Annotated in this window: 7 protein-coding genes; 2 read left to right on the top strand and 5 right to left on the bottom strand. The window is 63.0% G+C overall.

The window, feature by feature from the left end; translation table 11 throughout:
- The first annotated feature begins 182 nt into the window (after nucleotides 1–182).
- On the top strand, nucleotides 183–2,918 hold the full coding sequence (locus ACIOU9_RS16795; protein WP_105662684.1) for an aminotransferase class I/II-fold pyridoxal phosphate-dependent enzyme: 2,736 nt from the start codon (nucleotides 183–185) through the stop codon (nucleotides 2,916–2,918).
- A gap of 172 nt (nucleotides 2,919–3,090) precedes the next feature.
- Here the strand turns inward: ACIOU9_RS16795 and ACIOU9_RS16790 are convergent, their stop codons facing one another.
- The 5 genes from ACIOU9_RS16790 to ACIOU9_RS16770 form a co-directional block, all read right to left on the bottom strand.
- Complete coding sequence (locus ACIOU9_RS16790; RefSeq protein WP_105662683.1) at nucleotides 3,091–4,332, bottom strand: serine hydrolase; 1,242 nt, start codon at nucleotides 4,330–4,332, stop codon at nucleotides 3,091–3,093.
- Entirely contained in the window at nucleotides 4,322–5,947 is a 1,626-nt protein-coding gene (locus ACIOU9_RS16785) for a biotin carboxylase (protein ID WP_105662682.1), read from the bottom strand. Before ACIOU9_RS16785 ends, ACIOU9_RS16790 begins: the two co-directional genes overlap by 11 nt.
- 226 nt (nucleotides 5,948–6,173) lie before the next feature.
- Nucleotides 6,174–7,577 (bottom strand): NAD-dependent epimerase/dehydratase family protein, encoded by a 1,404-nt coding sequence (locus ACIOU9_RS16780; RefSeq protein WP_286134710.1) that lies wholly within the window; start codon nucleotides 7,575–7,577, stop codon nucleotides 6,174–6,176.
- Nucleotides 7,578–7,751: 174 nt separating this feature from the next.
- Nucleotides 7,752–9,257: a sodium/proline symporter PutP gene (gene putP / locus ACIOU9_RS16775; protein WP_400289564.1), complete on the bottom strand. Its 1,506-nt coding sequence runs from the start codon at nucleotides 9,255–9,257 to the stop codon at nucleotides 7,752–7,754.
- Between the two features lie 136 nt (nucleotides 9,258–9,393).
- Complete coding sequence (locus tag ACIOU9_RS16770) at nucleotides 9,394–10,356, bottom strand: LysR family transcriptional regulator (RefSeq protein ID WP_105658876.1); 963 nt, start codon at nucleotides 10,354–10,356, stop codon at nucleotides 9,394–9,396.
- A gap of 233 nt (nucleotides 10,357–10,589) precedes the next feature.
- Between ACIOU9_RS16770 and ACIOU9_RS16765 the strand changes: the two genes are divergently transcribed.
- Nucleotides 10,590–14,108 (top strand): proline dehydrogenase family protein, encoded by a 3,519-nt coding sequence (locus tag ACIOU9_RS16765; protein WP_402697631.1) that lies wholly within the window; start codon nucleotides 10,590–10,592, stop codon nucleotides 14,106–14,108.
- Nucleotides 14,109–14,138: the final 30 nt, after the last annotated feature.

Raw genomic sequence — 14,138 nt, 5'->3', positions numbered from 1 at the left:
GGCCCAGGAAGGTGAACGGCAAGTGAACACTTCGCCGAAAGGCGATAATAATGCGTAATATCGCCTCAAGGGTTCGGAACCGCTTCGGAAGTGGCATAGTCTCACGATACCGGGCGGCATGGCTTCGCTCGCGCTGTTAACAACCAGTTAACGCTGCAGGGGTGAAAGGAATACCGGCAACCGTGAGCAAGAGGTTGACCTACGGGACGAACCAGGGAACGGCTACGCCTGAAAGCGCGTGGCGCAAACGCAAGGACGCGTGGGAGCACTTGGGCTATGTGCTCAGCGAGATCTCTTCTGAATACCAGGAGGAAGACCGCCGCACGGAGCACGAACTGGAGGCCGGCCGGTTGCTGGGGCTGCTGGCAGCCATAGAACCGTACTGGGCGAATCCCGGCATCGAATACTTCAACGAGGTTTCCCGGCTCATGTCCGGCGGGCAGTACGAAGATGCCATGAAGCTGGTCTACCAAGCGAACCAGACCTTCAGGACGCTGACCCAGTACATTGACCTTGAAGGCCATGACGAGGCGGAACAGGATCCATCCCAGCTGGGTAACGGTGCACCTGGCAACGCCAGGGTGCAGGCACCGATGGTGGAAATCCTGCTGGTGGATAATGGCCCGGCGGAGGAGATTGAGCTTTTCAAGGAAGAAATCGCCGAACAGCGCCAGCGCACCGATCCGTTCCACTACAACTTCGTGGTGGTGCCCAGCGTGGAAGATGCCTTGGCCGCGATCCTGATCAATCCCGGCATCCAGTCCGTCGTGCTCACCGCCCGCTTTGATGTGCGCACGCGCCGCCGGCTATCCTCGACGCTCAAGAATTTCATTGCCCGGCGGATGGAAGGCTATTTCCAATCCACTAGGCAGATCCAGGGCCTGCTGGATCTGGAAAACATCCTCGATGAACTGCGCCCTGAAGTCCCGGTGTACCTGATCGCCGGGGTCGCCCTGGAATCGATTGCCCACGAGATCACCGGGCGTTTCCGCCGGATCTTCTCGCGCAATGACCGGATGGATCTGCACCTGTCGATTGTCTCGGAAGTGCTCGAACGCTACCAGACCCCGTTCTTCAACGCGCTGCAGAAGTACGCCAAGCGGCCTGGCGGGGTTTTCCACGCCATGCCGATTTCCCGTGCAGGTTCGGTGCAGAACTCCCCATGGGCCAGGGACCTGGTGGACTTCTATGGCAAGAACCTGCTGCTGGCCGAAACCTCGGCCACCTCCGGCGGGCTCGATTCCCTCCTGGACCCGCAAAGTTCCATCAAGAAGGCCCACGAGCTGGCGGCCCGGGCTTTTGGCAGCCACCGCACCTACTTCGTCACCAATGGCACGTCGACCGCCAACAAGATCGTGCACCAGTCGATTCTCGCTCCGGGGGACATCGTGCTGGTGGACCGCAACTGCCACAAGTCCCACCACTACTCGCTGGTGCTCGCCGGGGCGAACGTCAGCTACCTGGAGGCCTACCCGCTCAACGAGCATTCGATGTACGGGGCGGTGCCGCTGGAGGAGATCAAGGGACGGCTGCTGCAGCTGCGCCGCGAGGGCCTGCTGCACAAGGTCAAGATGCTGACCTTGACCAACTGCACCTTCGACGGGATCATCTACGACCCGCGCCGGGTGATGGAAGAATGCCTGGCCATCAAGCCGGATCTGGTGTTCCTCTGGGACGAGGCCTGGTTCGCCTTCGCAGGATTCCACCCGGTGTACCGCCAGCGCACCGCCATGACCGTGGCGGCCGTGCTGGAAAAGCAGCTGGAAACCGCGGATTACCACCAGCGCTACTCCACGCAGCGTGCGGCCCTTCCAGCACCGGGCACCATCGAGCACCCGGAGAATGACCAGGCCTGGCTGGACACCCGGTTGATTCCGGATCCGGAGCAGGTCCGTCTGCGAGTGTATTCCACCCAGTCCACGCATAAGACTCTGACCTCCTTGCGCCAGGGCTCGATGATCCACATCTACGACCAGGACTTCGCGGTGCGCAACCTCAACGCCTTCCGCGAGGCCTACATGACCCACACCTCCACCTCGCCGAACTACCAGATCCTCGCCTCGCTGGATATCGGCCGGCGCCAGGCCGAGCTGGAAGGCTATGCGCTGGTGCAGCGCCAGGTCGATTTGGCGCAGTCGATTTCGCGGGCCATGGCGCGCAACGAGCTGCTGGGCAAGTATTTCAAGATCCTGCACTCGACGGACCTGATCCCGCAGAAGTACCGCCGGTCCACCACGCAGAACCCGGTGCGCGACGGGCTGGCAGCCTGGGACGAAGCCTGGGCAGAAGACGAGTTCGTGGTCGACCCCTCACGCCTGACCTTGGACATCAGCCGCACCGGCGTGGACGGGGACACGTTCAAGCACGAGTACCTGATGGATGGGCATTCGATCCAGGTCAACAAGACCAGCCGCACCTCGGTGCTGCTGATGACCAATATCGGCACCACCCGTTCGGCCGTGGCGCACCTGATCGAGGTGCTGGTGAAGATCGCGGAGGAACTGGACCGCAAACGCCGCCTGGATGGGAGAGTGCTGGCGCTGGGCAAGAAGCCCGCGGCCGAACAGATTCCCTTGCCGGACTTCAGCGCCTTCGCTCCTGAATTCGCAGGAGGCGGTGGAAGCGGGGACATGCGCTCGGCCTACTACCTGACCTACCAGGACCCGGCGACGCATTTCCTGTCCTCCGCGCAGATCCGCACCCAGCTGGTGAACGGAGAACGCGTCGTGTCGGCGGTATTCGTCACCCCGTACCCGCCGGGATTCCCGGTGCTGGTCCCCGGCCAGGTCATTACCATATGCATTCTGGATTACATGGACCGATTGGACACCCGCGAAATCCACGGTTACCACCAGGATCTGGGCTACCAGGTGTTCACCTGCGAAGCCCTGGAACAGGTCGCGGCGCAGCAGCCCTGAGCGGTTTGAGCGGCTTGCCTTGAACGCAGCTCGCGGACCCACCCGGCATCCCCGGGTGGGTTCCGGCTTCCGCGGCGAAGAACGCTGCACGCAAGAACAGTTGCCGTCACGACCCGAAAGGCCCTGATTCGCGCACCGAATGCGCAAATCAGGGCCTGAATCGTAAGCAGCCCTAAGGCTGTATTTTCCGTCCGGCCAGATGCGCCGAGATCGCCTCGAACGCACGAATGGTCGGGAACAGCTTGGAAGCATCCTGCGGCAGCGGCCAGCTGGAAAGCTTGACCGCGACCAGCTTGGTCGCCGGATCCATATAGATCATCTGGCCATGGATGCCCAGGGCCACCGCGGCCCCGGTGGCAGGGTTCGGGAACCAGATCTGGTTCCGGTAGTGCCCGCCGGGCATCATGTTGTCGCCCGGGGACTGGGCGAACGCCTGGACCAGTGCGGGATCGGTGGCGAAGGTGTCGGCGATCCATGCCTCGGAGAGAACCTGCTTGCCGGTCAGCGCACGCCCGCCATTGACATAGAGATGGCCGAAACGCGCCAAATCGCGCAGGCAGGCGTTGAATCCGCCGTCGAACATTCCGGTGCCGAATTGGTCAACGCCCATCACCAGATCCTGCTGGGCACCGAGCTTGGACCAGACATAGTCCGAAAGCAGTTCCTGCAGCGGGGCGCCGCCGGCGGCTTCCAGCACCCAGCCCAGGGCGTCGGTCTCGCAGGAACGGTATTCGAAGACCCCGCCGTGCGGTCCCTTGGCCTGCAGGGTCAGCAAGAACTCGTACATCCCGATAGGCCCGATGCCGCCACGCGACGGGGCCCAGCCGATGGCTTCCTCCAGCTGGCGCACCTCGGCATTGGGATCCAGATACTCTTCGGAGAATTTGATCCCGGAGCGCATATCCAGCAGGTCGCGCACCCGGGCGCCGGCATAGCCGCTGCGTTCCAACGCCGGCACGTAGGTGGCTACCGCCTGCTGGGTATCAAGCATTCCGGCGTCCACCAGCGCCCCGGCCAGGGAACCCACCAGGGTCTTGCTGACCGACATCAGCAGATGATCGGTCAGCGAGGTCATGGTGTTGTAGTACTTCTCCCAGAGGATCCGTCCATTGTGCATGACCAGCACGGCGTCGGTATTGGTCGCGTGCATTACCCCGCGCACGGTCAGCGCCGGGTCGGTAATGCTCGCCTTGGCCACTTCCAGTTTGCCCAGCTTCTCCTCGGCCAGGTGCAGCCTGACGATCGGGCCATCGCCGCGCGAGACCTTCACGGTGGGATGGATCCTGGCGATGTTCTGGAATGAGCGCTTGATGTTCTGCGGGTACTGCCAGGTGGCGATGTTCAGCGCCTTGCTGGGAGGACCTGCCAAGTTGGCCGCCATGTGCCCGGTGGCATCAGTCGCTTCAGTTGCCATGCTCTGATGGCGGAACGTCAATTCCCTTGTATTGGGATCGGATGCAGGAGATGAAGTGCTTGGCATCGATGCTGAGCTTGGTTTTCTTCTTGCCTTCGTACTGCAGCTTGGCCTTGGTGACCAGGACCCCAAGATCGGCTCCCTTCCATCGGTAATCCTCTACGCCGTAGATGCGCAGGAAGAATGCTTCCTTGTGGGTCTGTAGCTGGTGCCAGTCCAATGCGGAACGGGAAAATTGCAGCTTGCCGCGCGAGTCGAGGTAATAGTTTCCGGTGCGTGGGGCATGGGTGATGTACTGCAGGATGTCATCGGTTTCCTTGATGATCATGTGGCTCCAGACATCAGCCCCGCTCATCTCTTCCCAGCGAGCATTGATCTCGTCAACGTCCAGCTCGAATTCCACATCAAGGAATTCAAGCAGGTGGAAGAGGAACAGCGGCACGTCGGCATAGGCTCCGGCGGTGACGTTGGTGATGGCGCTGGCCCCGGAGATGCGCGGGTTCAGTTCGCCCAGGTACACCTCGTCGGTGTCGGTGTCCACCAGCACGTCCACCTCGAAGAAGCCGCGGTAGCCGGTGTCCTTCAGACCGTTGCCCACCTTGCGGACCAGATCGATGGCGCGCGAGCGCTGCGAGTCGGTGACCACATCCGGGTGCATCTCATTGCCGCACCAGCCGCCCTTGTACGGAGTCAGTTCCTTGTAGCCGGCCAGTTCGGTCAGGATCGGCCCCACCACCGTGCCGCATTCGGTCAGCACTGCCTCAACGGCTACCGGCTGGTTGTTGATGCGCTTCATGATCTTGAGCTGTTCGCCGATGATGTTCTTGGCATGCGCCTTGAACTGCGCCTTCGAGTCGATGAAGAAGGTCGTCTTGCCCGAATCCCCGTAGGGGGTCTGGACCACTAGGTCCTTGCCCAGGCCGGCTTCCTCGGCCAGTTCCATGAGCTCGTCGTAGTTATTGGCGGTGCCCAGCACGTTGGGCACCGATGGTGCGCCGGCGGCATTGCCCAGCTCGGTGGTAACGATCTTCGAGTCCAGTTCGGTGCGCAAGGCGGCCGAGGGCAGGATCAGGTCGTAGCCCAGTTCCTCGCAGATTGATTCGGTTTCCTCGTCGAAGAAGACCATCGCGATCTTCGGCCGGGGACCGCCCGGGGTGCACTGGGAATCGATGTATTCGCGGACCTCGGAGTTCTCCAGCAGCCAGTTGTTGATCTCTTCGGCGCTCTGGAAATCGACATAGGGCTTCTCGGCGGGGGTGAAGACCCGCGGGTGGTGGCCGTCCCAGCCGTCGTAGTAGGTGATGTAGCTGAATTTGCGGACCCATCGGTCAAGGCCCAGCAGATTGACCGGGGTGGCGCCGAGGAAGAAGATCGGAGTGGTATTGGTGCGGAAGAAATGGCGAACTTCGCTCATGTTCTTCAGCTTGCGGTCCATGCGCAGGACCTTGGCCGGGAGATTCTCGGGTTCGGACTCGTTGTAGGCCGCGTCGACGGCGACGTTGGCGCTGAGCTGATCGGTAACAACGCGCGCCTTGTGGCGCAGCTTGTCCAGATCGCTGGGTTTGGGTATGCGGTGGCGAGAAGCCGGGGCGTGGGCTTCAAGAATGTTGGCCATGATGTGGAGATGTCCTTTGAAACTGTCCGAAGAAGGGCGGTTGCACGGCACAATGCGTGACAGTTTCATGCTCAGCGCTCATCGTAAGCACCGGCACACGTTCTGCTTAACGCGTGGTGAACATTGAGCCCGCCCCCGCCGATGCGGCCTGTGACTTGGCATGCAACGGCAGGTTCGGGCTCAAAGCTAGGTAAAGGTTACTCCTTATTGCGGTAACTGGCGGCTGCTAGCCAGACACCGTCGATGCGAAATCCAGCTGCTGGAATTCGAATCCGGCCTGCTGCAAGACTTCGCTGGTGACCTTGCGGCCGGTCAACGCGACCCGGGCATTGGATCCCATGACCGCGGCGCCGATCTTGGGCAGCACCGACCCGGTGGGCAGGCCAGGCAGCCCAGCGATGGATCGCAAGGCGGCCATGACCTCGGCATTGCGCAGCGGTTTCGGGCTGGCGGCATGCACCAGGCCGGCAGGGATGGAAGGCTCTTCGAAGCCGAGCAGGCAGCGGATCAAGCGCAGCCAGTCTTCCAGCCCGATCCAGCTGAACCACTGCTTGCCGTCTCCCAGCGGACCGCCCATGCCGGTATTCACCAGCAGGTTCAGCGGGCCAAGCAGGGGAGCGTCGGGGTGCATCACCAGCGAGGTGCGCAAGAGATAGCGCTGCTCGGCGTTGACCGCGGCCTCGGCGAAGGCCTGCTCCCATGCCGAAGCGACCCCGGTCATTTCCGGCAGGGCGCGCTGGTCGCTGGGAACGGGGCTGGACTCGGTCAGCTCTTCCTCGCCGGCGTCACCGAAGATGGCGGTGGTGCTGGCCTGGATCCAGGTGGCCAGCTGGGGCGCCGAGGCTGCGGCTTCGGCCAGGGTCTTGGTGGAGGCCACGCGCGAGTCGGTGAGCGCTGCGATGTTCTCCGGGGTGTTGCGCTTATCGACGCGCTCGCCAGCCAGATTGACCAGGTGCACCGGATTCTTGCTGGACAGCGCGCGGGCCCAGGGCCCCTGGTGCACGCCATCCCAGCTGTACTGCTCGGCAGGGAAATCATTTTCCGGGTTGCGGGTCAGCACCGATACGGAAATGCCGCGGCAGACCAGATCGGCGACGAGGTTGCGGCCAAGGAATCCGCGACCGCCGGAGATCACCACATGGGCATCGCGCTTGCGGTGCGCACCCGGGGCGATGATCCGGTACAGGCGGGCCGCCGCGATGGCGAAGTCCTTGCACAGGGCGTTGGCCACGGTGAATTTGAAAGCGGTGGTGCCCGGGCCGTTGAGCTCAGCGGTGAAGTGCAGCACGGATCCGTGCTCATGGGGCTCTACCTGCCAGCGCAAGACCATTTCACCGGCCGGCTGCGGTTGGGTGAACTCCACCATGAGGGTGTCCTGGTTGCGCCGGGTGATGGAGCCCGAAGGCGCGGTGCTGCGGTGCAACGGGCCGAAGAACTTGCCCGGCGGCAACAGATCCACCTTGGTGCCCACGCCGCGCTGGTCGTCATGCACGATGAAGCCGTCGAAGCTCTTCATCCACTGGCCGGTCTGCGACAGGTTGCCCACGATCGAGTAGACGGCCTGCGGGCCAGCGGCCAGGAACTGCGACTCGGTGCGCTGCCAGTGCGTGAATTTACTCGTGGTGCTCATCTTGGAATAGTTCCTTCCAGCTCGGTTTCTCGGGCATAGCTCTAGGCTACTGTGCCCGGTGCACTTCGGCAGGATAGACATCGAAGCCTGCCTGAACTGTTACACCAGGGTCCTGGAACGGGAAAAGCTCCCTTGGTCCATGCGGACCAAGGGAGCTTCGGATCGGGGCGTTGGCTAGGCAGTAACCTTGGCGCCGACTTCCTGTTCCATTTCGGTGAACTCGCCATCGATGGTCGGGTTCGGGCGGTAGGTTGCCCGGGAAACCAGCCATGCGACAACCAGTGCGGCGAGGAAGCCCGGGACGATCTCGTACATGGCCGAGGCCAGCACGTCCACGTTGCCCCAGATGAACACCACGACGGCGCCGGTGACCATGCCGGCGAAACCGCCCACGGCGGTCAGCTTGCGCCAGTACAGGGCCAGCAGGACAACCGGGCCGAAGGCGGCACCGAAGCCCGCCCACGCGAAGGAGACCAGCTCAAGGATGGAGGAGTTCGGGTTCAGCGCCAGCAGGGCGGCGACGACGGCCACCAGCAGTACGCCGGAGCGGCCCAGCATGACCAGGGCCTTGGGCGAAGCCTTGCGGCCGGTGATGTTGTACAGGTCCTCCACCAGTGCCGAGGAGCAGACGATCAGCTGCGAGGACATGGTGGACATGATGGCCGCCAGCACAGCGGCGAGCACCAGTCCGGCGATCAGCGGGTGGAAGAAGATCTGGCTCAGCAGCAGGAAGACAGTTTCGCTGCTGGCCTTGTCCAGCGGCTGATCGGCGAAGTACGCGACGCCGATGAACGCGGTGGCGATGGCGCCCAGGGTGGTCAGGAACATCCAGCCAATGCCGATGCGCCGTGCGGTCTTCGCTTCGCCCGGGGTGCGCAGCGCCATGAAGCGCACGATGATGTGCGGCTGGCCGAAGTAGCCCAGGCCCCACGCTGCGGTGGAGAAGATGGCCACGGCGGCCAGGATCGCGCTGTTGTCGCTGAAGGAGGAGAACAGGTTGAACGCTTCGGGATTGACTTCGGTGACCTTCGAGGTGATGTCCCCGATGCTGCCGATCTGGATGACTGCCACAATTGGCACGGCAATCAGTGCGGCGAACATCAGCACGCCCTGGACCATATCGGTCAAGGATGCTCCGAGGAAGCCGCCGAACAGGGTGTAGAGCAAGGTGATTCCTGCCACGAAGAACATGCCCGCAAGGTACTGCCAGCCGAAGGAAGCCTCGAAGAACTTGCCTGCAGCCACCATTCCCGAGGATACGTAGAAGGTGAAGAACACCAGGATGATCACCGATGCGCCGATGCGCAGCAGGTGGCTGTTGTCCTTCAGGCGCTTTTCGAAGAAGCTCGGGATGGTGATGGCGTTCTGCGAGATCGCGGTGTAGGAACGCAGCCGCGGGGCGACGAACTTCCAGTTCAGCCACGCGCCGATGAGCAGACCGATGCCGATCCATGCTTCGTGCAAGCCACCGAGGTAGATGGCGCCGGGCAGGCCCATGAGCAGCCAGCCGGACATGTCGGATGCGCCTGCGGAAAGGGCTGCGACCCACGGCTTCAGGCCGCGGTCGGCCAGCATGTAATCGTCAATGTTGTTGGTGCGGCGATATGCAATATAGCCGATGCCAAGCATGGCGGCCATGTAAATTGCGATCGCAATCATCTGGAAAGTCTGGTCGGACATTTTTCCTCATTACCGTTTGTGCCTGGGGCTTTTCTCAGCCGCCATAGGCGCGGATTTCTGTGGTGCGAGTCACCACTATGGCACTAATTCTCCGGTTTGTCGCCGGGTGCCATTTGGTCTGTGATCATTCTGTTATCTAGTCGACCGTATCGAAGTCTGCAGGGGTAGCCAAAATCGCGGAGTTGCTTGCATCACTCATTCCGGGCTGCGCGTGCAGCGATTTCCGCACCGCGCGGATGGCCGGGGATTGGGTGGAGGAATGCCGCATGGCGGTGAAGATGGTGCGCTCGGGAGAGCCGGGAAGATCCACCGTGCGCAGGCTGCTGCGCTGGTCGCGCAGGACCAGCTCGGGGAGCATCGCCACAGCGTTGCCTGAGGCGACTAACTGCACGTGAGCCTGCAAATCAGCGGTTTCGTAGCGCAGGTCTGGCTCGAACCCCGCAAGCCGGCAAGCCTGCAAAGCCCAGTGCCGGCTGGCGGCACCCGCCGGTTCCACCACCCAGGGCAGGGAGTTGGCATGCTCCAGGGTGTGTACCCGGTCGAATTCGGCGTTCCCGGCCGCACCTCGTGCCGGCAAGGCCAGGCGGATCGGATCGTGAGTCAGAACACGCCGATCGAGGTTGTCGTAGTGCGGCGCGGAATGCCCCGAGTACTGCTCCGCGACCACCAAATCGAAACTTCGGCTGCTGGTTTCATTCAACGCGTCCGCCGGTTCCTGCTGGCTCATTTCCACCCGCAGGTTGGGGTGCTTGGTGCGCAGTTCGCGCAGTACCGGTGGCATGAGGCGGAGCATGGCCGTCTGGAAAACCGCTAGTCGGACGGTTCCAGAGACGGTGGACATGGCCGCGGACAAATCCGCTTCGGCGCGTTCCATGGAATCGAGCAGTTCTTCGGTATGGGCCACCAGGATCTGGGCCTGAGGGGTGAGCTTGAGGGTGCGCCCGGTGCGCCGCAGCAGCTCCACTCCGGTTTCGGATTCCAGCTGGCTCAGTTGCTGCGATACGGAGGAGGGGGAGTAGCTCAGTGCATCGGCCACCTCGGCAATGGTTCCGCGGATATGCAATTCGCGAAGCAAGCGCAATCTTCTCAGTTCAAGCACGGTTTTCCCGCCATTCAGCTAGTGGGGACTCTCGGAGTCTAGACACTTCGGCAAAACCGAACGAACATCTTCGGTTTTGTTCACTTTTGCTTAAGACAATATAGGTTCATACTCGATCTTGCACACAGCTTTTCTTGGCGGTTCTCTGGCAACAGCAGACCACCGGATTAGCCATAACGACATCAGCGTTCGGTGCCGAACCACAAGTACGAATTGCATCGAAGGGACCACCAGTGTCTTTCACCTCCACCCAGCACGTAGTGCCAGCCGCACTAGATGCCGACGGCAACCCGCTCACCTCGCCGGCCGAACTCGCTGACGACGTCATCAAGCTGGTGCGCCGCTGGCTCACCGAAGCTTCCGAATACCCTGTAGATGCTGCCGCTGCCCGTCTGGCCGGTGTGCTCAAGGACCCCAAGGGCCTGGACTTCACCGTAGGCTTCGTCGATGGCGTGATCCGCCCCGAAGACCTGAAGGTCGCAGCCGCCAACCTCAAGGCGCTGGCTCCCATGGTGCCAAGCTTCCTGCCCTGGTACATGCGCAAGGCCGTCGCAGTAGGCGGCGCCATGGCCCCAGTCGTGCCGCAGGTAGTAGTTCCCATCGCCCGCAAGGTCTTGCGCGAGATGGTAGGCCACCTGATCATTGACGCCTCGGATGCCAAGCTCGGCGGCGCGATCTCCAAGATCAAGCGCGAGGGCGTGGACCTGAACGTCAACCTGCTCGGCGAGGCCATCCTCGGCGAAGGCGAAGCAGCCCGCCGCCTGGATGGCACCACCAAGCTGCTGGAACGCAACGACGTGGACTACGTGTCGATCAAGGTCTCCTCCACCGTCGCCCCGCACAACCACTGGGCGTTCGATGAAGCCGTGGAGCACATCGTGGAAAAGCTGCAGCCGCTGTACGAGCTGGCTGCCAACAGCCCGAAGAAGAAATTCATCAACCTGGACATGGAAGAGTACAAGGACCTGGAGCTGACCATCGCGGTCTTCACCAAGATCCTTTCCAAGCTGGAATTCAAGGACCTGCCCGCCGGCATCGTGCTGCAGGCCTACCTGCCAGATGCCCTGGGTGCAATGATCCAGCTCCAGGAATTCTCCGCGGCCCGCGTGGCCGAAGGCGGCGCACCCATAAAGGTCCGCGTGGTCAAGGGCGCCAACCTGCCAATGGAAACCATGGAAGCCGACATCCACGGCTGGCCGCTGGCCACCTGGCACACCAAGCAGGACTCTGACACCAGCTACAAGTCCGTGCTGGAATACGCGCTGCGCCCCGAACACGTGAAGAACATCCGCATCGGCATCGCCGGGCACAACCTCTTTGACGTTGCACTGGCTTGGCTGCTGGCCAAGTCGCGCAATGCCACCGACGGCATCGAATTCGAAATGCTGCTGGGCATGGCTACCGGCCAGGCCGAAGCGGTGCGCAAGGACGTCGGCTCGCTGCTGCTCTACACCCCGGTGGTGCACCCGCAGGAATTCGACGTGGCCATCGCCTACCTGATCCGCCGCCTCGAAGAGGGCGCCAGCCAGGAAAACTTCATGTCCGCAGTCTTCGAGCTGGCCAAGAACGAGGCCTTGTTCGAACGCGAGAAGAACCGCTTCCTCGCTTCCCTGGAAGCCATGTCCAATGTGGTCCCTGCCCCGCACCGCGTGCAGAACCGCCAGGTCCAGGATCCGGCGCTGAGCACCCGCGTGGCCGGTTTCGCCGATGGCTCCACCGAATTCTTCAACACCCCGGATACCGACCCGGACCTGAACCAGAACCGTGCCTGGGGACGCGAGATCCTGGCCAAGATGCAGGAATCGCCGCTGGGCAAGGAACTGGTCAAGAACAACACCCTGAACAGCGCCGGCGAACTCGACGAGTCCATCGCCATGGGCGTGGATGCCGCCGCCGGCTGGCAGCAGCTGGGCTCGGCCCAGCGCGCGCAGATCCTGCACCGTGCCGGCCTGCTCTTCGAGGAGCGCCGCGCCACCTTGCTCGAAGTCCTGGGCTCCGAATGCGGCAAGACCATTGACCAGGGCGATGTAGAAATTTCCGAGGCCATCGACTTCGCGCACTACTACGCGGAACTGGGCCGCGAACTGGATGCCGTGGATGGCGCGAAGTTCGTCCCGTCGAAGCTGACCGTGGTCACCCCGCCATGGAACTTCCCGATGGCGATCCCAGCCGGTTCCACCCTCTCGGCGCTGGCCGCCGGTTCCTCAGTGATCATCAAGCCTGCCAGCCAGGCCGCCCGCGTGGGCGCTGTCATGGTGCAGTGCCTGTGGGATGCCGGCGTGCCCAAGGACGTGCTGCAGCTGGTCTTCGTGGGCGATCGCTCCCTGGGCCAGCAGCTGGTCTCCGATGAGCGCGTGGACCGCCTGATCCTCACCGGCGGCTACGAGACCGCGGAACTGTTCCGCTCCTTCCGCAAGGACCTGCCGCTGCTGGCCGAGACCTCCGGCAAGAATGCCATCATCGTCACCCCGAACGCCGACCTGGATCTGGCTGCGCGCGACGTCGTGCAGTCGGCCTTCGGCCACGCCGGCCAGAAGTGCTCGGCAGCCTCGCTGGTGGTGCTGGTGGGCTCGGTGGCTGAATCCCGCCGCTTCAACAACCAGCTGATCGATGCGGTGAAGTCGCTGAAGGTCGGCTACCCGTGGAACCCCGAATCCCAGATGGGTCCATTGATCGGCGAGCCGGGCGAAAAGCTCAAGCGCGGCCTGACCACCCTGGGCGCCGGCGAGCGTTGGGCCATCGAGCCGAAGCAGCTCGATGACTCGGGCAAGCTCTACTCGCCGGGCGTGCGCTACGATGTGGCCCGCGGCAGCGAATACCACAAGACCGAATACTTCGGCCCGATTCTCGGCGTGATGACCGCCAAGACCCTGGAAGAAGCCGTGGAGATCGTCAACGAGGTGGACTACGGCCTGACCTCGGGCCTGCATTCGCTGGATTCGGCAGAGATGGGCTACTGGCTGGAGAACATCCAGGCGGGCAACATCTACGCCAACCGCGGCATCACCGGTGCCATCGTGCAGCGCCAGCCATTTGGCGGCTGGAAGAAGTCGGCCATCGGCGCAGGCACCAAGGCCGGCGGTCCGAACTACCTGATCGGCATGGGCTCCTGGGTGGATGCCCCAGCCACGCAGGGCGCAGCGCTCTCGGCATTCGACGAGCGCCTGCTGATCACCGCAGAACTGGATTCGGAGCAGGCGCAGTGGCTGGGCTCGGCACTGGCCAGCGACAAGCTGTGGTGGAACAACGAGTTCAACCAGGCCAAGGACCGCTCGGGTCTGGTCGCCGAACGCAACATCTTCCGGTACCGCGCCGTTGACGTGACGGTGCGCTTCGAAGAAGCCACCAGCGGCCACGGACTGGCCGAGGCGCTGCGCGTCATTGCCGCCGGCGTCACCGCAGGTTCCCGCGTGATCTTCTCCGCTGACGTGCAGCTGCCCTTGGGCGTGCGCAACCTGTTGGCCGAGAACTCGGTCACCGTGGTGCGCGAAGACGCTGCGGCATTCGCCGCCCGTGCTGCGAAGCTGGCTGCGAAGACCGGTCCGGAGTCCGCTGCCCGCATCCGCCTGATCGGCGGCTCGATGAAGGCTGTCGCCGAGGCAGCCAACGGCAAGCCGGATGTGGCCATCTACGCATCGCCGGTGACCGCTGCCGGACGGGTGGAGATGCTTCCGTTCCTGCATGAGCAGGCCGTATCCATCACCGCTCACCGCTTCGGCACCCCGAATCACCTCAGTGATTCGCTGATCTAGCAGGCAAGCGCATAAAGCAGTGGCCAGCAT

The sequence above is a fragment of the Glutamicibacter sp. NPDC087583 genome, assembly GCF_044743685.1.
Classification (GTDB): Bacteria; Actinomycetota; Actinomycetes; order Actinomycetales; family Micrococcaceae; genus Glutamicibacter.
This window is presented reverse-complemented; position numbering and strand designations above follow the sequence as displayed.